We start from the raw sequence: 20,087 nt of genomic DNA on the forward strand, positions 1-20,087 counted from the left end.
CTGGCAACGATGTTGGCAGCGAACTACGTCGGCGACCGGACGATGGTGGTCGAGGAGCGCGAGGCGCCCGGGCTCCGTCCGGGAGAGGTCCGGATCGCCGTGGCCTATGTCGGGATCTGTGGCACCGACCTGCACGTGTTCCACGGCGACATGGACAACCGTGTCAGCAGGCCGGCGACCATCGGCCACGAGATGTCGGGCACGATCGCCGAACTCGGCCCGGACGTCGAGGGCTGGTCGGTCGGGGACCCGGTGACCGTCATGCCGCTCGTCTGGGACGGCACCTGCCCTGCCTGCCGCGCGGGGCACGAACACATCTGTCAGCACCTGGACTTCGTCGGTATCGACAGCCCTGGCGCGCTGCAGCAGTACTGGAACGTCCCCGCGTCGACGCTGGTCCGGCTCCCGTCCGGGGTGTCGTTGCGGGACGCCGCGCTGGTGGAGCCGGTCGCGGTCGCGGTCCACGACGTACGCCGGTCCGAGCTCGGGCCGGGCGACAAGGCGGTCGTCATCGGCGCGGGACCGATCGGCGTGCTGATCGCGACCGTCGCGGCCGCGTTCGGCGCGGAGGTCGTGATCTCCGAACTCGACCCCGGCCGCAGGGCCAAGGCTGCTGAACTGGGGTTGTCGACGCTCGATCCGGCGGCTGTCGACCAGGCGGCCTGGGTCGAGGAGTGGACCGGCGGCGCCGGTGCGGATGTCGTGTTCGAGGTCTCGGGCTCGGCGTCGGCCGTGCGGACCGCGACCGACCTGGTGAAGGTTCGCGGGACGCTCGTCGTGGTGGCCATCCACTCGCAGCCCCGGCCGTTGGACCTGCATCGTGTGTTCTGGCGGGAGCTACGGATCCTGGGTGCGCGAGTGTACGAGCGCCAAGACTTCGTGCGTGCCGCCGAACTGGTTGCCGATGGCACCATTCCGGCGGACGGCCTGGTGACCGGCGTGGTGCCGCTGGCCGAGGTTCAGTCTGCCTTCGGGGTTCTCGAAGCCGGGCAGGCCATGAAGCTGCTGGTGGCGCTGGCATGAACGCTTTCGATCTGACCGGACGGCTCGCGGTCGTGACGGGTGCGAAGCGCGGGATCGGCTTTGCGGTGGCGGAGGCCCTGGCCGCCGCCGGTGCGGACGTCGTCGGGGTTTCGGCGACCCTCGATCCGGCGTCGTCGGAGATCGGGGACCGGGTGCGTGGGCTCGGCCGCGAGTTCTCGGGGTACCGCGTGGACTTCGCCGACCGGGCAGCGGTCACCGGGTTCGCCGACACGCTCGCGGCGGCCGACCGGCCGGTGGACATCCTGGTCAACAACGCCGGAACCATCCGCCGGGCGCCCGCCGCCGAGCATCCGCTCGACTGGTTCGACGAGGTCCTGGAGGTCGACCTCACCAGCACCTTCGTACTCAGCCAGGTGCTGGGCCGCCGGATGCTGGCGACCGGGTACGGCCGGATCGTGTTCACGGCGTCGCTGCTGTCGTTCCAGGGCGGCATCAACGTACCGGGCTACGCGGCCGCCAAGTCCGGCGTGGCCGGGCTGATCCGTGCGCTGTCGAACGAGTGGGCCGGCCGCGGGGTGACGGTGAACGGCATCGCGCCGGGTTACATCGCGACCGACAACACCCAGGCGCTGCAGGACGATCCCGACCGCTCCAAGGCCATCCTCGAGCGGATCCCGGCGGGGCGCTGGGGTACGGCGGCCGACATCGCGGGCGCTGCCGTGTTCCTCGCGTCGGAGGCCGCCGGCTACGTCTCCGGAGCGATCCTCCCGGTCGACGGCGGGTGGCTCGGCCGCTGACAGGACCGCTGACGGGGCGCAGCCTCTGTTCACCCGGCCAGAGCAGTGGTAAAACATCATACGTATGCCCTATGGTCGGGCCAAGCACCACTCCGCGTAGTCACCGGAGTCGACAAGACAAGGAACTCTCATGGTCGGAATCCACACGGCGGCCCGGGCCCGCCGTAGGTCGGCGTTGACCGTCGCCGGGCTCTGTGCCGCAGCCGCGCTCCTGGCCCTGGCCGGCTGCAGCAAGGGCACTGCCGCGGCGAACGGGTCGCACGGCTTCCCCGAAGCCAAGCAGGACGCCTCTTCGACGATCACGGTCTGGGTGGACGCGGATCGGCAGGCCGCCGCGAAGGCGTTCCAGAAGGCCAATCCGGACACCAAGATCCAGGTTGTCTCCTACGACGGGTCGGCCAACGGGTCGAACTCGTTCCGCACCAAGATGCAGCTCTTCGACCGGGCCGGCAGCGGTTGGCCCGACGTCGTGTTCTCCACCCAGAACAACGACGCGGCCTGGGCCAGTCAGAAGAGCAATGGCAAGCAGGCGTTCGCGGCCGTGCTGGACAAAGGTCTGGTCCCTGGTGACACGCTCGCGAAGTTCACCGAAGGGTCGCTCAACCCGTGCAAGGTGGACGGCCAGTTGTACTGCCTGCGGAACGACCTGGCGCAGACCGTGCTCTGGTACAACAAGAAGCTGATGGACCAGTTCGGCTACGCCCTGCCGACCACCTGGGAGGACTACCAGGCCCTCGGAGAGAAGGTCGCGAAGGAGCATCCCGGATACATCATCGGGGCGGCCGGTGACTCGTTCACCCCGGAGATCTACATGTGGGCCGGCAAGTGCCAGGCCAACGGCGTCACCGGACCCAAGGCCGTCACGGTGAAGACCGACACGACCGAGTGCAAGCGGGTCGCGTCGATGCTCGACACCCTCCGCGCCGACAAGACCGTGCCGGTGGTCAGCGTCTTCACCCCGGAGTTCGTGAAGAAGTACACCGGCAAGGTGCTGATGATGCCCGGGCCGTCCTGGTACGCCGGGGCGATCTTCAACAACCCGCAGTCGCTGAAGGTGCCTGCCGGACAGCTCGGTGTCGCCGCTCCGCTGCCGTGGAAGGGCGACGACAAGGCCGCCACCGGCAACGTAGGCGGCGGGACGTGGTTCGTCTCCAGCCACTCCAAGAACCTCGCGGCCGCCGAGAAGTTCGTTCAGTTCGTCACCACGGCCGACGACTACCAGGTGAACGTCGCGCCGGGTTACCCCGCGTACGGGCCGGCCGCGGACAAGTGGATCGCGAAGCAGGAGTCCAGCAAGTACTTCGCGACCACCCTGCAGCCGGTGGTCACCGCTGCCTCCCAGGTCTGGGACGGCTGGGGCTACGGCGTCTTCAGCCAGGAAGCGATCTGGGCGAAGACGATGACCACGGGAATCACCGGCGGCAAGTCGCTCGTCGACCTGTTGCCGGACTGGCAGACGGCGATCCAGAACCAGGCCAAGGTCAACGGATACTCGGTGAACTGAGATGACCATCGCTCCACCGAGCGACCAGCTGGCCGCCGGCGTCCCCGGACGCCGGCGGCCGGTCCGGCCCGCGGGCCGGGCACCTGGTCGCACGCCGATCGGCTACCTGTTCGTGTCGCTCTACGCGCTGCTCGCCCTGGCCTTCGGCGTCTTTCCTTCGCTGTACGCGGTCGTGCTGGCGTTCACCAACGCCGACGGCGGATTCGCCGGCGCCGGCAACTTCACCAAGGTCGTCGGGGACTTCCGGTTCTGGCCTGCCGTGCTGCACGTGACCCTGTACCTGGTCATCTGGCTCGTCGGCCTGGTGGTCTTCGTCGTCGGCCTGTCGTTGCTGGTCCACGCCGTCCGGGTCCGCTGGGCGAGCACCGCCCTGCGCTTCGTGTACTACCTGCCGGGTGCGCTGGCGGGCGCGTCGAGCGTCCTGCTCTGGCTGTTCGTCCTCGATCCCACCGCCAGTCCGGTCAGCGGGCTGCTGCGGGCGTTCGGGTTCGGCAGTTTCGTGGCGGTCATCCAGCCCGGGCACCTGCCGGCGATCTTCGCGATCATCGCGTTCTGGACCGGCGCCGGCGGGTGGATCGTGATCATGTACGGCGCGCTGAACAACATCAGCACCGAGATGCTCGAAGCGGCTCAGGTCGACGGCGCGAACGCGGTCCAGATCGCGCTGCGGATCCAGCTTCCGCTGCTGCGCAAGTGGATCGCGTACATGGGCGTCATGTCGCTTGCCGCCGGCACCCAGTTGTTCGTCGAGCCGCAGCTGCTCAGCCAGGCGAGCAACGCCGTGGTCCCGAACGACTACTCGCTGAACCAGCTCGCCTACCAGTACGCGTTCCAGCAGAACGACTTCAACGGCGCTGCCGCCATCTCACTCATCCTGCTGGTCGTCGCGCTGCTGCTGTCGTGGGTGTTCGTGACCCGCGGTGGCCTTTTCGAGAAGGAATGAGTATGTCCAACCTCCGAGGATGGAGCGGGCGCGTCGTCGCGGGTGCCGTGGTGATCCTGTTCGTGTTCTTCTTCGCCATACCGATCGTGTGGCTGCTGTTGTCGGTGACCAAGTCCGCCCATGCGCTGACCGTTTCGAACCCGTTCTCGGTCGGGTCGTGGCACGACTTCGCCGCCAACTGGCACCAGTTGTTCGGTTTCCAGGACGGCGCGGTCACGACCTGGATCGGCAACTCCGCCGTCTACGCGATCGGCGCTCTGGTGATCACCTTGCTGGTCAGCATCCCTGCCGGGTACGCCCTGGCGCTCACCGAGTTCAAGCTGCGCAGAGCCCTCCTGGTGCTGACTCTGGTCGTGATGCTGATCCCGAGTACTGCGCTGGTGCTGCCGATCTTCCTGGAGCTGAACAGCATCGGGCTGATCGGGAGTCCGCTGTCGGTGATCCTGCCGATGTCGTTCTTCCCGTTCGGCGTCTACCTCACCTACATCTACTTCTCGACGAGCATCCCGCGGGACCTGCTCGCCGCGGCCCGGATCGACGGCTGCAGCGAGCTCCAGGTCTTCGCCCGGATCGCACTGCCGCTGGGCGCGCCGATCGTCGCGCTGGTCGCCTTCTTCAGCTTCGTGCAGAACTGGAACAACTTCTTCCTGCCGTTCGTGATGCTGCCGTCCAGCGACGGTTACCCCGTCCAGGTCGGCCTCACCTCGCTGCTCGCCGCGACCCCCGCGTTCAACCCGAGCTCCGCCGGCTCCGAATCGGTCCAGCTGCCCACCCTGGCGCTGGCAACCGTCGTGTCGGTGCTGCCGGTACTGATCGTCTTCCTCTTCTCCCAACGGTTCCTCGTCGAGGGGATGACCGCCGGAGGAACCAAGGAATGACCGCCCCTGCACTCAAGGAGAACCACGTATGAAGATCACCGGATACCGCAGTCTGAGCACGGTTCACGACTGGGGGAGAGTCACCGGCGACGTCAACGGCGTACAGAACGGTGACACCACACCGGTACCCGTCCTGATCATCGAGACCGACGCCGGGATCGAAGGTGTCGGCGTCGGCCCGCACAGCGACATCGCGCGGGTGTTCCCCGCCGTCGACGGCGAGGATCCCCGGTCGGTCGTGGCGCTGTACGACCGGATGCTCGACTGGGTGTTCAAGACCGGCCATTCCGGGCCGGTGTTCGGCACCATCGGAGCGATCGACATCGCGCTGTGGGACATCAAGGCCAAGGCCGCCGGGGAACCGCTCTGGCGGATGCTCGGGGCCCGCGAACGCTTCGTCCCCGGGTACGCCTCCGGTCTCGAGTACGGCCTGACCGACGAGGAACTGGCCGGACTGTACGGCCGGTTCGCGGAGCGCGGGTTCAAGGCCGGCAAGCTCAAGGGCGGCCGCGACCTCGACCGGGACCTGCCCCGGCTGGAGATCGTCCGCGAGACGCTCAGCCGCAACTCCCGCCGGCCCGCGCTGATGTTCGACGCCAACGAGGCGTGGAACCAGGCCCAGGCCGCCCGGTACGTGGCGGCGATCGAGGAGCGGCTGGACCTGACCTGGGTCGAGGAGCCGCTGCGCAGGTGGGACGCGGCCGGACTGGCTGCGCTGCGCGGAAAGGTCCGCGCGGCGATCGCGAGCGGCGAGAACCTGACCGGGCTCGAGCAGTACCGGCCGCTGCTCGACGCCGGCGCCCTGGACGTCGTCCAGGTCGGCAACGTCTGGGGCATCACCCACTTCCTCCGGGTGGCGACGCTGGCGCACGGTCACGACCTCCCGGTCAGCCCGGTCGCGTACAACACGAACCCGATCGCGCACGCGGCGGCCGCCGTACCGAACCTGCTGACGTACGAGGTCCAGGACCTGCACTTCCCGGTGGGTCTGGACGTCGACCAGGAGTTCGCCGACGGCGGGATCGTCCTCGGCGACCGCCCCGGCCTCGGCATCGTCGTGGACGAGAGCCGGCTCGCACCGGCCAGCTCCGCGGAGGTCCTGCCCGCGGTGACCGGCCCGCACATCCGTCCGGAACGGGCCGCGCTGCGGCTGGTCGCCGAGCCCGACGTGATCGACGTGCCGGCGGTACCGCTGAGGCCGGTCTCGTGACGCGCGCACCGGAACGCCGGGCGTTCGTCGTCGGCGTACGACCCGAGAAGCGCGAGGAGTACCTGACGCTGCACAGCGCCGTCTGGCCGGGTGTCGAGCAGAAGCTCGTCGAGTGCAACATCCGCAACTACAGCATCTTCGTCTTCGGCGACATCCTGTTCGCGTACTACGAGTACGTCGGCGAGGATCACGACGCGGACATGCAGCGGATCGCGGACGACCCGGTGTCGCAGGAGTGATGGACGCACACCGATCCCTGCCAGGTGCGGATCGCCGAGGAACGCAATCCCGGCGCGTTGTGGCAGCCTGTGGACGAAGTTTGGCACCTCGAGTGACGGCGGGCATCGACGCCCACGTGCACCTGTGGGACCGGGCTCTGGATCCGCAGGAGTGGATCGATCCGGACACGATGGCACCGATCGCCCGCGACTTCGGTACGCCGGACCTGAAAGGCATGCTCGCCTCGACAGGACTCGACCGCGCGGTCGTGGTCCAGTCGAGCAACAGCCTGGCGGAGAGCGTCCGGCTGGCCCGGCTGGAGCCGTCGGTGGTCGCGGGCGTGGTCGGGTGGGTCGATCTCACCGCGGGCATCGGTCCACAGCTCGACCGGATCCGCGGGGACGCGACAGTTCCGGTTGTCGGCGTACGGCATCTGGTGCACGTCGATCCGGATCCCGAGTGGCTGTTGCGGGACGACGTCGCGGCCGGCCTGGACGCACTCGGGCGTGCGGGGCTGTGCTTCGACCTCGTCGTTCGCGAGTGGCAGCTCGGGCAAGCCGCGCTGGTCAGCGGCCGGCACGAGGGGCTGCGCTTCGTACTCGACCACCTGGGCGGTCCGCCGCCTCCTGGCCAGGACATCAGCGCCTGGGCGGCCGGCCTGCGGGAGTTGGCTCGCCGGCCGAACGTCGTCGCGAAGGTGTCGGGCCTCTCGTCGGGACTGGCCCCGGGTTCCTGGCGGGCGGCGGATCTCGAGGACCGGGTGACCGTTGCCCTCGAGGCGTTCGGGCCCGAGCGCCTGCTCTACGGTTCGGACTGGCCGCTCGCCGAGCTCGGCGGCGGGGCGGTGCCCTGGAGGTCTGCTGTCGACAGCCTGCTGTCGGAACTGACGGAGGCCGAACGGCAACGGGTGTTCGGCGGCACCGCGACCGAGATCTACTGCTTGCGTTGACGTTTCCGGCCGCGCGGACGGGGCGCGTGGTCCGGAAGCCGCCGGCGCTCCCACGAGCCGTGGATGTGGTCGTGCATCGCCTTCTCGGCGGCGGCCACGTCGTTGCGGGCGATCGCCTTCACGATCGCCTCATGCTCGTCGAGGGTGACGGCCACCGCGTCGGGCGGGTTGATGCCCTGGTACCGGCTGGACTCCACGGCTCGCTTGTAGACGTGCTTGGCGATGTTCTCCGCCAACTGGTTGCCGGAGATCTCCATGACGGCGTAGTGGAAGATCACGTCCGCCTGCCGGAACGAGTCGGTCTCCGACTCGCTCTCCCGCATCGCCGTCAGCGCGTTCTCCAGCCGCCGGAGCTCGTCCGCGCTGTGCGATGCGGCGACCGCACCCGCCATCGCCGACTCGAGGCTCGCGCGGACGATCGTCAACTCGTCCAGGACGCCGAGGCTTTCGTCGTTGTCGATCAGTGCCGACAGCACCACCGGGTCGAGCATGTTCCAGTACCCCGGCGCCCGGACCTGGGTGCCCCGGCCTTGCGAGACGGTGACCAGGCCCTTCTCCTCGAGGCGCTTCACCGACTCGCGCAGCACCGTCCGGCTGACCCCGAAGTGCTCGCTCAACGGCACCTCCGGAGGCAGCAGATCGCCTTCCTTCAACCGGCCGGTCACGATCAGGTCGACGAGCTCGGCCACCACCGAGACCCCGAGCCGTCCCACCGGCAGCCGCCGTGGGATCAGCAACTCCGTCGCGGGCAGCGCCTCTTTCGCCATACGTATGATCTTACCGAGCGCCGCCCGGGACGGGTGCGGTGCTGCCGCGGACGACGAGTTCGGTGGCGAGTTCCAGGCGTTGGTGGGGGAGCGGCTCGCCGCGGTCGAGGGTGAGGACCAGGTTCGCCGCGGCCGCGGCCATTTCGGTCAGCGGTTGCCGGATCGTGGTCAGCGGCGGCGTGACCCAGCCGGTGACCGGCAGGTCGTCGAACCCGACGACGCTGAGGTCGTCGGGGATCCGCAGTCCCGCCTCGGCGGCCGCACGGTACACGCCGAAGGCCTGCAGGTCGTTGTGGGTGAAGATCGCCGTCGGCCGGTCCGGCCGGGCCAGCAGGACCCGCCCGTGGGTCAGGCCGTCCTCCGCTTGGAACGTTCCTTCGCAGATCAGGTCGGGCGCGATCGGCGTACCGGCGTCGTCGAGGGCTGCCCGGTAGCCGTCCAGCCTGGCCCGGCTGGACAGCATCCGGGTCGGTCCGGTGATGGTGGCGATCCGCCGGTGGCCGAGTTCGAGCAGGTGGCGGGTGGCGGAGAACCCGCCGCTCCAGTTGCTGGCGACAACCGACGGGAACTCGTGGCCGGGGTCGCCGGTGGGGTCGACCAGTACGAACGGGATGTCGCGGCTGTGGATCTGATCGCTCTGCGCGGGGGTGAGCCCGGAGAACACCGCGATGACTCCGACAGGCCGGCGGGCGAGCACGCCTTCGATCCAGCCACGGCCTGGCGTGTGGCCGTGCATCTCGGACAGTACGACGGCCAGCCCGTTCTCGCCGGCCACCCGTTCGACGCCCTTGATCACTTCCATCGCGTACGCACCCGCGAGTTCGTGGAACACCAACTCGACCAGCGCCGCCTTGGTGCCGGGCTTCTTCAGCCGCCGGAACCCGTGTGTACGAATGATGTCCTCGACCAGCGCACGCGTGGTGGGGGAGACGTCGGACTGACCGTTGATCACCCGGGACACGGTCGGGACCGAGACACCGGCGAGCTCGGCGATCTGGGCGACGGTCATCGCCCCGCCCGACGGGCCGGCCGCGGAGTCGCTGCTAGCGGTCATGGCGGCGAGTTTAGCCGCGGGCCTCCAGCGGTCTCCGGATGTTTCGGTGGGAATCTCGAAACGACCTGTTGACCCCGTCAGGGCGCGGTTCTACAGTTCCCGCAATGATCGGCAGTGTCTCCGAAATTTTCGGACTTGACTGCCCCCTAGCGTTCGCTCGATCCGGGAGGTTCGCCCGTGAAGTTTCGTCTTGTCTTGGCCGTCGCGGCTGCTGCCGCGTTGGTCGTCTCCGGCTGTTCGGGCAGCGATTCCGGCGCGAAGGACGAGAAGTCCTTCGACTTCTGGTCCTTCTCCGGGATCAACCAGAAAGCCGCGGTCGAGGAGTACCAGAAGAAGCATCCCGACATTCACATCAAGCTGACCGAGGTCGGCACCTCGACGGAGACGGCGCAGGCGCTGACCACGGCGCTTGCCGGTGGCAAGGTTCCGGACCTGGTGCTGATCCAGGGCGACGACCTGCCGAAGTTCGTCCAGCAGCCGCAGAACTTCGCCGATCTGCGCAGCCTCGGCGCGGACGACATGAAGAAGGACTACCTGGACTGGGTCTGGTCGCAGAGCGTCGCGCAGGACGGCTCCGTGCTCGGCGTGCCCACCGACGTGGGCGGTCTGGCGATTGCCTACCGCAAGGATCTGTTCGCGGCCGCCAAGCTGCCGACGGACCGGGCCGCGGTCAGCAAGTTGTGGCCGACCTGGGACAAGTTCATCGAGGTCGGCAAGCAGTACAAGGCTGCGACCGGCAAGGCCTTCGTGGACAACGCCGGGACGAGTGTCTTCTACCAGGCCGTCAACCAGGGTGACGAGAAGTACTACGACGCGGACCGCAACCTGGCCTACGACCGCAGCCCGCAGGTGCGGCGTGCGTTCGACTACGGGTTGGCCGCGACACAGGCCGGCATCACGGCCAAGCTCAACTCGTTCACCGAGGGCTGGTCGGCAGCAATGACCAAGGGCGACTTCGCCGTCGTCGCAGCGCCGTCCTGGCTGCTCGGTAGCATCCGGACGAACGCGCCTACTACCAAGGGGAAGTGGGACGTCGCCACGATTCCGGGCGGCGCCGGCAACTGGGGTGGCAGCTACCTGGCGATCCCGAAGAACGCCAAGAACCCGAAGGCGGCCTGGGACTACATCAAGGAGATGCAGTCGCCGCAGTCGCAGCTCGCGCACTACGTCGACTCGGGTTCGCTGCCCTCGACGCCGGGCGTCTACAAGGACCCGCAGCTGACCTCGCACAAGGATCCGTTCTTCTCGGACGCTCCGACCGGCAAGATCTACACCGACTCGCTGCTGGGTCTGAAGCCGTTCTACATCGGCCCCGACAGCGCGGCCATCGGGCAGGAGTTCCTGAACGCGATCACCAACGTCGAGCAGGGCAAGGGCGATCCGGCGACGGCCTGGGACACCGCGCTGAAGAACATCAAGACCGCCATCGGGAAGTAGGGCGACCCGATGGCCAGTACCCTCACCGCCCCGCGGGCACCGGCCGCGCCGCCGACGGCGCGGCGCCGGGTGCGCGAAAGCGTCGGCGAGCGCGTCGCGCCGTACGCCTACATCGCGCCGTTCTTCCTGATCTTCACCGTGTTCGGCCTGTTCCCGCTGTTGTTCACCTTCTACGTCGCGCTGTTCGACTGGAACCCGGTCGGTGCGCACACGTTCGTAGGACTGGACAACTTCGTCCGGCTGTTCCACGACACGCGATTCTGGAACGCGGTGCAGAACACGATCAGCATCTGGGTGCTGTCCACCGTGCCCCAGTTGCTGATCGCGCTCGGCCTCGCGCACCTGCTGAACCATGCCCGGCTGCGGCTGCCGACACTGTTCCGGATGTCGATGCTGGTCCCGTACATCACGTCGGTGGCCGCGACGACCATCGTGTTCGCGCAGCTGTTCGACCGCGACTACGGGTTGCTCAACTGGCTGCTGCACCTGGTCGGCGCCGGGCCGATCGACTTCGTCCAGTCCACCTGGGGCAGTCAGCTGATGATCGCGACGATGGTGATCTGGCGCTGGACCGGATACACCACGCTGCTCTATCTCGCTTCACTGCAAGCGATCTCGCGTGACATCTACGAGGCGGCATCGGTCGACGGGGCGGGCAACTGGAAACAGTTCCGCTTCATCACGATCCCGTCGCTGCGCCCGGTCATCGTGTTCACGATCGTGACGTCGACGATCGGCGGCCTGCAGATCTTCACCGAGCCGTTGCTGGTGTCCCGGAGCGCGCCGCTGACCTGCGGACCGATCCGGCAGTGCCAGACGCTGACGTTGTTCCTGTTCGAGCAGGGCTTCGGCCAGTTCAAGTTCGGGTACGGCGCGGCGATCGGAGTCACGTTGTTCGTCCTCGTCGTCGGGTTCGCCCTGATCAACTTCCTGCTCTCCACCCGCTTCCGCCGGGAGAAGTCATGATGCGCCGCCGGATCGACCGCGTGCCCTGGTGGGTCTACGTCCTGCTGATCGCCGCCGTGGTGATCGCAGTCTTCCCGCTGTACTGGATGTTCGTGGTCGCGTCCAACGACTCCGCCACCGCCTACAAGATGCCGCCCCGCATCGTGCCCGGCGAGAATCTGTTCCACCTCGCCGGGCTGGTCTTCAGTACGGTGCCGTTCGTGCGGTCGCTGGTCAACAGCGCCGCGGTCGCGGTCGCGATCGGGGCCGGGCAAGGCGTGCTCTGCGCGCTGGCCGGGTTCGCGTTCGCCAAGCTGCGGTTCCCGGGCCGGAACACGTTGTTCACGATCGTCGTCCTCACGATGACCGTGCCGACCCAGCTCGCCGTCATCCCGCAGTACATGATCATGTCCAAGCTCGGCTGGGTGGACACCCTGCAGGCGTTGATCGTGCCCGGACTGGCCAGCGCCTTCGGCATCTTCTGGATGCGTCAGCACATCTCGTCGACGGTGTCCGACGAACTGCTCCAGGCGGCCCGGATCGACGGCGCGAACTCCTGGCAGATCTTCTGGCAGATCGCGTTCCCGCTGGTCCGCCCGGCCGCGTTCGTGCTCGGCCTGCTCGGCTTCGTCACCGCCTGGAACGACTTCCTCTGGCCGTTCATCATCCTCAAGTCGCCGGAGATGTACACCGCCCAGATCGCGATCAAGGCCTTGCAGAACAGCTATGTCGTCGACCTCGGCCTCGCGATGGCGGGTTCGTTCCTCGCCACCGTCCCGCTGCTGGTGCTGTTCGTCTTCGTCGGCCGGCGTCTCGTCACCGGCATTATGGACGGCGCCTTCAAGGGCTGATCCGGTGCCGGCGGCTAGGATTGCGCGATCGGGCGCCGGTACCGGAGCGGGGGTGGGTCGTGGTCACCATGAAGGACGTGGCCCTGCGCGCCGGCGTCACGAAGCAGACCGTGTCGAACGTCGTGAACAAGCGGCCGGTGGTGTCCCCGGACACGGTCGCGCGGGTGGAGAAGGCCGTCGCGGAGCTCGGCTTCCGGTCGAACCTGCTGGCCCGTGGGCTGGCGACCGGGCAGACGATGATCGTCGGCCTGGTCGTACCGACGCTGACCAGTGCGTTCTACGCCGAAATGGTCGAGCAGATCGAGAACGCGCTGGACGGGGAAGGCTACAACCTCGTCGTCGGTACGACGTACGGCGACCAGGACCGGACCCGCCGCAAACTCGAGGGCCTGCGGCAACGGTCCATCGACGGACTGCTGCTGGCCGACGACGGCAACGTCGGCGGCCAGCTCGAGATCGTCCGGGAGACCGGTCTTCCGTTCGTCCTGTGTGCGTGGGAGAACGAGATTCCCGAGGACACGACCGTCGTCACGTTCGACTACGAGAAGGCGGGCTACCTGGCCGGCCGGCAGCTGCGGCAACTGGGCCATCGGCAGGTGGGTGTGGTCGGTGATCTGCCGGCGCACCAGCGTCGGCTGGACGGCCTGCGCCGCGGCCTCGGCCGGGAACCCGCCGCGATCGTGGCGTCCCGGGAGTCCTCGCAACGCGGCGGGTACAACGCGGCCGCCACACTGCTCGCCGGTGCCGCCGAGGTCACCGCGATCATGGCGACCCACGACCTGCTGGCGCTCGGTGTCCTCGAGGCGGCGAAGCAGCACGGGCGGCGGGTGCCCGACGACCTCTCTCTGGTCAGCATCGACGACATCGAGGCGAGCGGGCAGGCGCATCCTCCGGTGACCACCGTCGCGTTCCCGATCGAGCGGCTCGCGCAGGAGGCCACCTCGCGGCTCCTCCGCGCCGTCGGCACCGGACGGCGGCGATCCGGCGTGACGACGCTGCCGCCGAAGCTCGTCGTCCGCGCCAGCACCGCCCGATCAGCTCGGCGTTGACGCGGCGCGACGCCGTCGGTTAGCGTCGATCGTCCGATTTGACCGGTCAAATAAGGTGCGCCCGTGCGAAACACCATCAACCGAGACTGGCGGTTCGTCGTCGGCGACCCGTCCGGTGCGGAACGTATCGATCACGACGACTCCGGTTGGGAGCGCGTCGGCCTGCCGCACTCGTTCAGCATCCCGTACTTCCAGTCGACGGACTTCTACACCGGCCCGGGCTGGTACCGGCAGACGCTGGTGCTCACCGCGGAACAGCTCGAACGGCGGCGGGTCCGGCTCGAGTTCGAGGCGGCGTTCCAGCAGGCGAAGGTGTACGTCAACGGTGTCGAGGCAGGCACGCATCGGGGCGGTTACACCGGGTTCGTCGTCGACACCAGCGAGCTGGTGCGGGCCGGGTCGAACCTGATCGCCGTACGGGTCGACAACGAGTGGGACCCGACCCTGGCGCCGCGGGCCGGCGAGCACGTCTTCTCCGGCGGCCTGTACCGCGACGTCTGGCTGGAGATCGTCGACGAGGTGCATGTCGCCTGGAACGGTGTCGCGATCAGTACGCCTGGACTCGCGGAAGGTGCCGGGCGCGTGCAGGTCGAGGTGGAGGTGGAGAACCAGGCAGCGGAACCGTTCGCGGGGTCCGTCGGCATCACGGTGCTCGATCCTGCGGGTGCACCGGCCGGCCGCGCCGAGAGCGCCGTACAGAAGTTCCCGCCGGGCGTGACCCGGGTCGTCCTGACCGCCGACCCGCAGGACGCCGTCGCGTTGTGGAGCCCGGAGACGCCGAACCTCTACTCGGTCACGACAACCGTTCAGCAGGCCGACGGGATCGTCCGGGACGAACTCGTCACGCCGTTCGGTTTCCGGTACTTCGGCTTCGACGCCGAGCAGGGCTTCAGCCTGAACGGCCGCTCGCGGTACCTGCTCGGTGCGAACGTGCACCAGGATCAGGCCGGCTGGGGCGACGCGGTCACGAACGGGTCCATCCGGCGGGACCTGCGGCTGATGAAGGACGCGGGCTTCGACTTCATCCGTGGATCGCACTATCCGCACGACCCGGCGTTCGCCGCGACCGCGGACGAGCTCGGACTCCTGGTCTGGTCCGAAGGAACGTTCTGGGGCACCGGACCGGCCGGTGGGTCGGCCTGGGGCGGCAGCGCGTACCCGACCGACGAGTCCCACTGGGCGGCCTTCGACGAGAGCTGCAAGGCGCAGCTCACCGAGATGATCCTTGCCAACCGCAACCATCCGTCGGTGATCGTGTGGAGCGTCGGGAACGAGGCGTTCTTCACCGATCCGGAGACGCTGCCGCAGGTCCGGCGGCTGCTCGCCGAGCTGGTCGAACTCGGCCGCCGGCTGGACCCGACCCGGCCGATCGCGGTCGGCGGCGTGCAGCGGGGCGACCTCGACCGGATCGGGGACCTGGCCGGGTACAACGGTGACGGCGCCTGGCTGTTCGAGGATCCCGGGATCCCCAACCTGGTGTCGGAGTACGGCTCGACCAGCACCCACCGGCCCGGTGAGTACGGGCCCGGTTGGGGCGATCTGACGCATCGGCAGCAGCCGACCGACGGTGATCCGTATCCGTGGCGGCACCCCTGGCGCTCCGGCGAGGTGATCTGGTGCGGTTTCGACCACGGGAGCATCGCGGGGCAGTTCCTGGGGTCGATGGGCATCGTGGACTACGCCCGGCTGCCCAAACGGTCCTGGTACTGGTACCGGAGCACCTATCGCGGGATCGAGCCGCCCGCGTGGCCGGTGGCCGGTCCTCCGGCGGCGTTGTCGTTGACCGCGGACAAGACCGTTCTGGAGAGCTCGGACGGAACCGACGACAGCCATGTCGTGGTGACGGTCCTCGGCGTGGACGGTCAGCACGTGGCGGTGGACGTTCCCGTCACGCTGACCATCACGTCTGGGCCGGGGGAGTTCGCCACCGGGTCGGAGCTGACGTTCGATCCCGACGGCCCGAACCCGATCCGGGAAGGTCAGGCCGCGGCGTTCTTCCGGTCGTACCACGCCGGCAGCACCGTCATCGTCGCCGAGGCCGAAGGCCTGCGGAGTGCGACCCTGGTCATCGAAACCACCGACGGCCCGCCGTACGAGCAGTCCGCCCAGGTCCGTCGTACGGCGCCCGAGGTGAAAGCGGTCACCGCACCCGTTTCGGATTTCGGCACCGGCAATCCGGTGAGTGCCACGAGCCATGAGGCAGGACACCCACCGCAGGACGTCAACGACGGCAGTACGGAAACCTGGTGGCAGAGCGCGCCCGGCGATGCGGCACCGTCGGTGTCGGTTCACCTGGAACGGGTGGTGCGCGTCGAGGAAGTGCTGGTCGACCTCCGGCTGCCCGCGCCCGGTCCGATCGCTGTCGAGTTGGTGGGCGCGGACGCCGATTGGCAGCAGGTCGGCGTGCTGTCCGCCGGGCAACTCGGTCTCACGGTTGCGGTGGAGCAAGGGCTGGAGAGCACGACGGTCAGGTTGCGCGCGGCGGAGCCGTTCGAGTCCGCGGCTGTGTTTGCCGTGGGCAACCTGACCGTCAGAGGCTCACTCAGCTGATGGTGAAGTCGCTGAAATCGGCCTCGCCGGCGGCGCCGGACGCCGAGTGCGAGGTGGTGAAGACGCCGGCGTCCTGAACCGCTGCGGCACTCGGCACGTTGGCCGAACCGACAGCGGTCCAGGTCTTGCCGTCGGTCGAGTACGAACCGGTGAACGTCGTGCCGGAGCGGGTCAGCCGCAGCCAGGTCGCGAAGACCGGCGTACCACCGGTCTGTTTGTTGCTGTCCACACCTCCGTCGCCGTTGCCGTCCCACTGCAGGGCGACACCGTTCTTCGGGGTGACCGCAAGGAAGAGGTAGCCAGCTGCCTTGCCGGCTCCGGTGAGGTCGTTGCGGATGATGATGCCCGACTTGGTCCAGCTGTCGACGGCGTCCTGGTACGTGACCGCGACGGTGACGGTCGCGCCGTCCTGGACCGCGCCCGGACGGTAGATCGTGCTGTACTGATCGACGGTCGACCAGGCATCCGCGCCGGCGCCTCTGATCGCGAGGTCGGTACCGGACTGCCCGTACTCCGCTGTGGTGGCGAGGGCCGAGCTGAAGGTCCGGTACGGATCGCTGACCGGATGATCGAAGATTGAGTCGGCCCCCGGCGTGATCGTGATGTTGTCGAAGACGCTCGTGTTCAGCTCGAGCGGGACCCGTGAGGTGACGGAGAGGCCGACGTAGTACGGCGCGTTGCCGAAGGCCGGGATCGCATCCCGTCCCAGCAACGCCCACGTCTGACCGTCGGCGGAGCTGAAGGCCGTGAACCGGCTGCCGCTGCGTTCGAGCTTCAGCCAGGTCGGCACCGGCGCGCCGCCGCTGCCGGTAGACGTCGACGTACCGGCGGCGACCCGCAGCCGACGGATGAACTGCTTCGTCCCGGAGTCGTTCCCGACGAGGAACGCGCCTGCCATCTGGTCGAACGGTGAGAGCGACTTGAGCATCAACAGCCCGACCTGGTCGGCGTCGCCGGCGTTGTCACGTGAGCTGATCCGCGCGACGAACGTGGCGTCGCCTTCGACCTGTGTGTAGGCGTAGTGGGCCGTCATACCTTGCCCGTTCACGTTGAGGTCGGTGCCTGCGCCACGAACCGTGAAGGCACCGGTGTCATAGGCGGTGTTGCCGGGCCGGCGCAGCGCGACGACGCTGTACGTCCCCAGCCGGCGTTCGTCCGGCACGTAGTCGCCGATGTCGGCGGCGGACCAGCCGGACGGCAACTGCCCACCGACGGTCAGGTCCAACGGCGTCGTCGTCGGCCCCGCAGCGTTCGCGGCGGAGAGGATGATCGTCGACCGGCCGGCGGCGCGTGGCGTCCCGGTGATCGCACCGGTGGTGGCGTTGGCGACCAGGCCGTCGGGCAGACCGGAGGCCGCGTACGACGTCGGTTCGTTGGTGCCCTGGATGCGGAACACGAACGGCTGCCCGACGGTCGCGAAGGCCTCCGCCGGATTGGTGATCTCTGGTCTGGCCGGACTCGGCATGGTCGCCGTCGCGGCGGCCGACAGCGGGCCGCGACCGCTCACGTTCGTCTTGGCGACCGCATACCGGTACGCGGTGCCTGGTACTCCGGTCGAGTCTGTGTAGGTCGTGCGTACACCGAAGCCGATCGGAGCTACGTCGGTCGCGATGACCTGGAAGGCGCCGCCGGCCGACCGCAGGACTGTGTAACGGGCGGCGAGGTCGGGGCAGCTCCACGCCAGCTCCACGGCATTGCTCCCGGCAACGGCAGACAGATCGGTGACCGTCTCGACCGGCGGCGGTACCGTCCAGACTCCTGTGACCGTCACGTTGTCGAAGGCTCCGCTTCCGGTCTCGGCGTACGACTCGCGGACGCCGAGGCACGAGCAGAGCGCGAGGCCCACGTACAGGCTCTGGCCGAGGTCGAGTTCGGTCGACCCGACGACCGTCCAGGTGACCCCGTCCGGGGACATCGAGCCGGTGAACCGGTTGTTCTTGCGTTCCAGCCGGACCCAGTACGGCATCCGCAGCCGGTAGCCGTCACCGGCGGCCTCGACGTACGGGGCGCGGAGCGGCGTGGCCGACGACGGCAGTACGCCGATGTTCGAGATGGGGTAGCCGGCATCGGTGGTGATTGCCTGTTGCTGGGCCGGGGACACCGGCGTACTTCCGGTCGCCGTCGTCGGGCCGCCGGCGGCCGCTCGGGTGGTCCATACCCCGCTCCACGAGGACAGCGGCAGACCCTGCAGCAACATCGCGGCATGCGGCGAGCCGCCGTCGAGAGTGCTGCGGAACATCACGCCGATCTTCGCGTACTGCGAACTCACCGGATGCACGATGCGCGCGGTGATGACGCCGTCGCCGCGCAGCGGTACCGATGCGAAGCGGAAGCTGTCGGACGTACCGCCGATGTCGGTACCGCCGTCGTCCAGCAGGAAGCGCTCGCCGTCGAAGGTCGTCGCGCCACCACGTAGTCCACCGACGTCACGGGCCCGCCACAGCCCGGGCAGACCGGCGGTCGACGATGCGCTGAAGGACCGCTGACTCGTACCCGCGGCGTTGGTCGCCGACACGGCGTAGTGGTACGTCCCGCCGACCTTCACCGACAGGTCGGTGTACGACGTCGTGGTGAGCCCGGTGGCGAGCACGCCGAAGGTCCCGTTGTCCTTCGCGCGATAGACCGTGTACGTCGCGGCGACGGTCGCGGTGATCGGCTCGACCGACCCGATCCACGACAGCCGGACCCCGGAGCCTTGGTTGGTCGCGGCCAGTCCGGTCGGGACACCCGGCGCGGTCGTCGGGGTTGTCTGTGCGGCGGCCGGGCGCGCGTACGTCAGGGTCCCGAATCCGGGATGGTCCTCGTTGTAGCCCTCGACGAAACGGGCGCCGCCCGTGCCGCGGAAGACGGCTTGCTCGGTGAAGGGTGCGGTCAGTCCCAGGCGCGAGACGTAATGCCCGTAGGCGAGCTCGAACATCGGGCGGTTCACCCCACGGACCAGCGTGCTGATCACCGTCCGGATGTACTTGCCGGTCCGATCGAGATCGGGCGTGAACGGCACGTCGTTGTTGCCGAGGTTGTACTTCGCGTCGTACTCGTAGCTGGCCAGGATCCGGTTGCCGGCGAAGCCGTAGAGATCGACGCCCTGGTTCCACGCGACCTGTGCGGCGTCCGCGAGCATGGCGAGGGCGAGCTGTTCGTGGGTCTGGTCGCGGCCGCTTTCCTGTCCTTGGCCAGCGGTGTTGACGATCCGGTGCGTGACGCTCCCGTTGCCGGCGCCGTGCGCGGCGTACCGCATCGCGTCCTCGAACATCACCCGGTCGTCGCACAGTACGGCGATCGCGGCGGTTGTGCGGAACACGGAATCCCAGTTGCCGTTGGCAAAGAGTGCGTACCCGGACTGCGCCCGGTACCAGACGCCACGCAACGATTCCTGGCAGCGCCGGAACGCCTCGTCGTCCCAGCCCTGGTAGTTGCTGTGGCGCAGGAGCTCCGCGGCGTTGGCGAGCTTGAAGCCCTGCAGGGTCGCGCCCAACTGGCCGTCGGCGCCGGTGATGCCGGTCAGCGTCCGCGCCCAGACGTCGAGGATGTCGCGGGCCTTGTCGGCGTGCCGGACGTCCTGGGTGAGGTACCACATCAGCGCGTTCTGATAGGCCGCCGCCGCGTCCGCGGGAGCCTCGTTCTGGTAGTTGTACGGGCCCCGGCCCCAGGTCGTGATCTGGCCGGTGTTCCGTACGGCGTAGTCGTAGGCCGACCGCGGATCCGCGGCGAGTGCGCCGAAGCCGGACCAGATCGGGTCGCTCTGGGCGGCGACCGCCGACCGCATCCGGTCGAGGTCGTCCTGGCTGTGCAGGATGCCCGGGTGGGCGAAGGCTGCGTTCACCGCCGCGCCGTTTCCGGCGGCCGCGGCTGTCGGTGCTCCCACCAGTGAGACCGGCACTGCCGTGACGGCCGCGAGGCCGGCGGTCAGACCGACGAAGCCGCGGCGATTGATCTCGTTGCTCATCTGC

Annotated in this window: 16 protein-coding genes; 13 read left to right on the forward strand and 3 right to left on the reverse strand. The window is 68.6% G+C overall.

Translation table 11 applies throughout. From position 1 onward, the window contains the following. Positions 1–9: 9 nt before the first annotated feature. The 8 genes from ACFYRU_RS30470 (at position 10) to ACFYRU_RS30505 (ending at position 7,484) form a co-directional block, all read left to right on the forward strand. Positions 10–1,023 carry a zinc-binding dehydrogenase gene (locus ACFYRU_RS30470; protein WP_387664729.1) on the forward strand — a complete coding sequence of 338 codons (1,014 nt, stop codon included), beginning with the start codon at positions 10–12 and terminating at the stop codon, positions 1,021–1,023. After that, on the forward strand, positions 1,020–1,781 hold the full coding sequence (locus ACFYRU_RS30475; RefSeq protein ID WP_387664731.1) for an SDR family oxidoreductase: 762 nt from the start codon (positions 1,020–1,022) through the stop codon (positions 1,779–1,781). The genes ACFYRU_RS30470 and ACFYRU_RS30475 overlap by 4 nt, the downstream gene beginning before the upstream one ends. Positions 1,782–1,911: 130 nt before the next feature. Beyond that, positions 1,912–3,285, forward strand: a complete 1,374-nt coding sequence (locus ACFYRU_RS30480; protein WP_387664734.1) for an ABC transporter substrate-binding protein — start codon at positions 1,912–1,914, stop codon at positions 3,283–3,285. Position 3,286: 1 nt separating this feature from the next. Next, a complete protein-coding gene (locus ACFYRU_RS30485) occupies positions 3,287–4,228 on the forward strand; it encodes a carbohydrate ABC transporter permease (RefSeq protein WP_387664735.1) in 942 nt (313 codons plus the stop codon). 2 nt (positions 4,229–4,230) lie between these two features. Beyond that, a complete protein-coding gene (locus ACFYRU_RS30490) occupies positions 4,231–5,106 on the forward strand; it encodes a carbohydrate ABC transporter permease (protein WP_387664738.1) in 876 nt (291 codons plus the stop codon). 28 nt (positions 5,107–5,134) lie between these two features. Then, positions 5,135–6,316, forward strand: a complete 1,182-nt coding sequence (locus tag ACFYRU_RS30495) for a mandelate racemase/muconate lactonizing enzyme family protein (RefSeq protein ID WP_387664742.1) — start codon at positions 5,135–5,137, stop codon at positions 6,314–6,316. Beyond that, positions 6,313–6,555, forward strand: coding sequence for an L-rhamnose mutarotase (locus ACFYRU_RS30500; RefSeq protein ID WP_387664745.1), 243 nt, complete (start codon positions 6,313–6,315; stop codon positions 6,553–6,555). The genes ACFYRU_RS30495 and ACFYRU_RS30500 overlap by 4 nt, the downstream gene beginning before the upstream one ends. 80 nt (positions 6,556–6,635) lie before the next feature. Continuing rightward, positions 6,636–7,484 carry an amidohydrolase family protein gene (locus ACFYRU_RS30505; protein WP_387664747.1) on the forward strand — a complete coding sequence of 283 codons (849 nt, stop codon included), beginning with the start codon at positions 6,636–6,638 and terminating at the stop codon, positions 7,482–7,484. Here ACFYRU_RS30505 and ACFYRU_RS30510 read toward each other — a convergent pair. Together ACFYRU_RS30510 and ACFYRU_RS30515 are read right to left on the reverse strand one after the other, a co-directional pair. Then, positions 7,469–8,251 carry a FadR/GntR family transcriptional regulator gene (locus ACFYRU_RS30510; protein WP_387664750.1) on the reverse strand — a complete coding sequence of 261 codons (783 nt, stop codon included), beginning with the start codon at positions 8,249–8,251 and terminating at the stop codon, positions 7,469–7,471. The genes ACFYRU_RS30505 and ACFYRU_RS30510 overlap by 16 nt on opposite strands. A 10-nt stretch (positions 8,252–8,261) precedes the next feature. Then, positions 8,262–9,305, reverse strand: a complete 1,044-nt coding sequence (locus ACFYRU_RS30515) for a LacI family DNA-binding transcriptional regulator (RefSeq protein ID WP_387664752.1) — start codon at positions 9,303–9,305, stop codon at positions 8,262–8,264. 177 nt (positions 9,306–9,482) lie between these two features. Between ACFYRU_RS30515 and ACFYRU_RS30520 the strand changes: the two genes are divergently transcribed. From ACFYRU_RS30520 to ACFYRU_RS30540, 5 genes are all read left to right on the forward strand, one after another. Further along, positions 9,483–10,742, forward strand: a complete 1,260-nt coding sequence (locus ACFYRU_RS30520) for an ABC transporter substrate-binding protein (RefSeq protein WP_387664755.1) — start codon at positions 9,483–9,485, stop codon at positions 10,740–10,742. A 9-nt stretch (positions 10,743–10,751) separates the two neighbouring features. Continuing rightward, a complete protein-coding gene (locus tag ACFYRU_RS30525; protein WP_387664759.1) occupies positions 10,752–11,708 on the forward strand; it encodes a carbohydrate ABC transporter permease in 957 nt (318 codons plus the stop codon). Next, positions 11,705–12,538, forward strand: coding sequence for a carbohydrate ABC transporter permease (locus ACFYRU_RS30530; protein WP_387664762.1), 834 nt, complete (start codon positions 11,705–11,707; stop codon positions 12,536–12,538). Before ACFYRU_RS30525 ends, ACFYRU_RS30530 begins: the two co-directional genes overlap by 4 nt. A 68-nt stretch (positions 12,539–12,606) precedes the next feature. Continuing rightward, the gene (locus tag ACFYRU_RS30535) at positions 12,607–13,587 is read left to right on the forward strand and encodes a LacI family DNA-binding transcriptional regulator (protein ID WP_387664765.1); all 981 of its coding nucleotides are present in this window, start codon (positions 12,607–12,609) and stop codon (positions 13,585–13,587) included. A gap of 63 nt (positions 13,588–13,650) precedes the next feature. Beyond that, entirely contained in the window at positions 13,651–16,137 is a 2,487-nt protein-coding gene (locus ACFYRU_RS30540; RefSeq protein ID WP_387664768.1) for a glycoside hydrolase family 2 protein, read from the forward strand. Here the strand turns inward: ACFYRU_RS30540 and ACFYRU_RS30545 are convergent. Continuing rightward, on the reverse strand, positions 16,130–20,083 hold the full coding sequence (locus tag ACFYRU_RS30545; protein WP_387664770.1) for an alginate lyase family protein: 3,954 nt from the start codon (positions 20,081–20,083) through the stop codon (positions 16,130–16,132). The two genes, ACFYRU_RS30540 and ACFYRU_RS30545, sit on opposite strands and share 8 nt — an antisense overlap. Between the last annotated feature and the right edge of the window lie 4 nt (positions 20,084–20,087).

It is taken from the genome of Kribbella sp. NPDC004536, from assembly GCF_042873835.1.
GTDB lineage: Bacteria > Actinomycetota > Actinomycetes > Propionibacteriales > Kribbellaceae > Kribbella.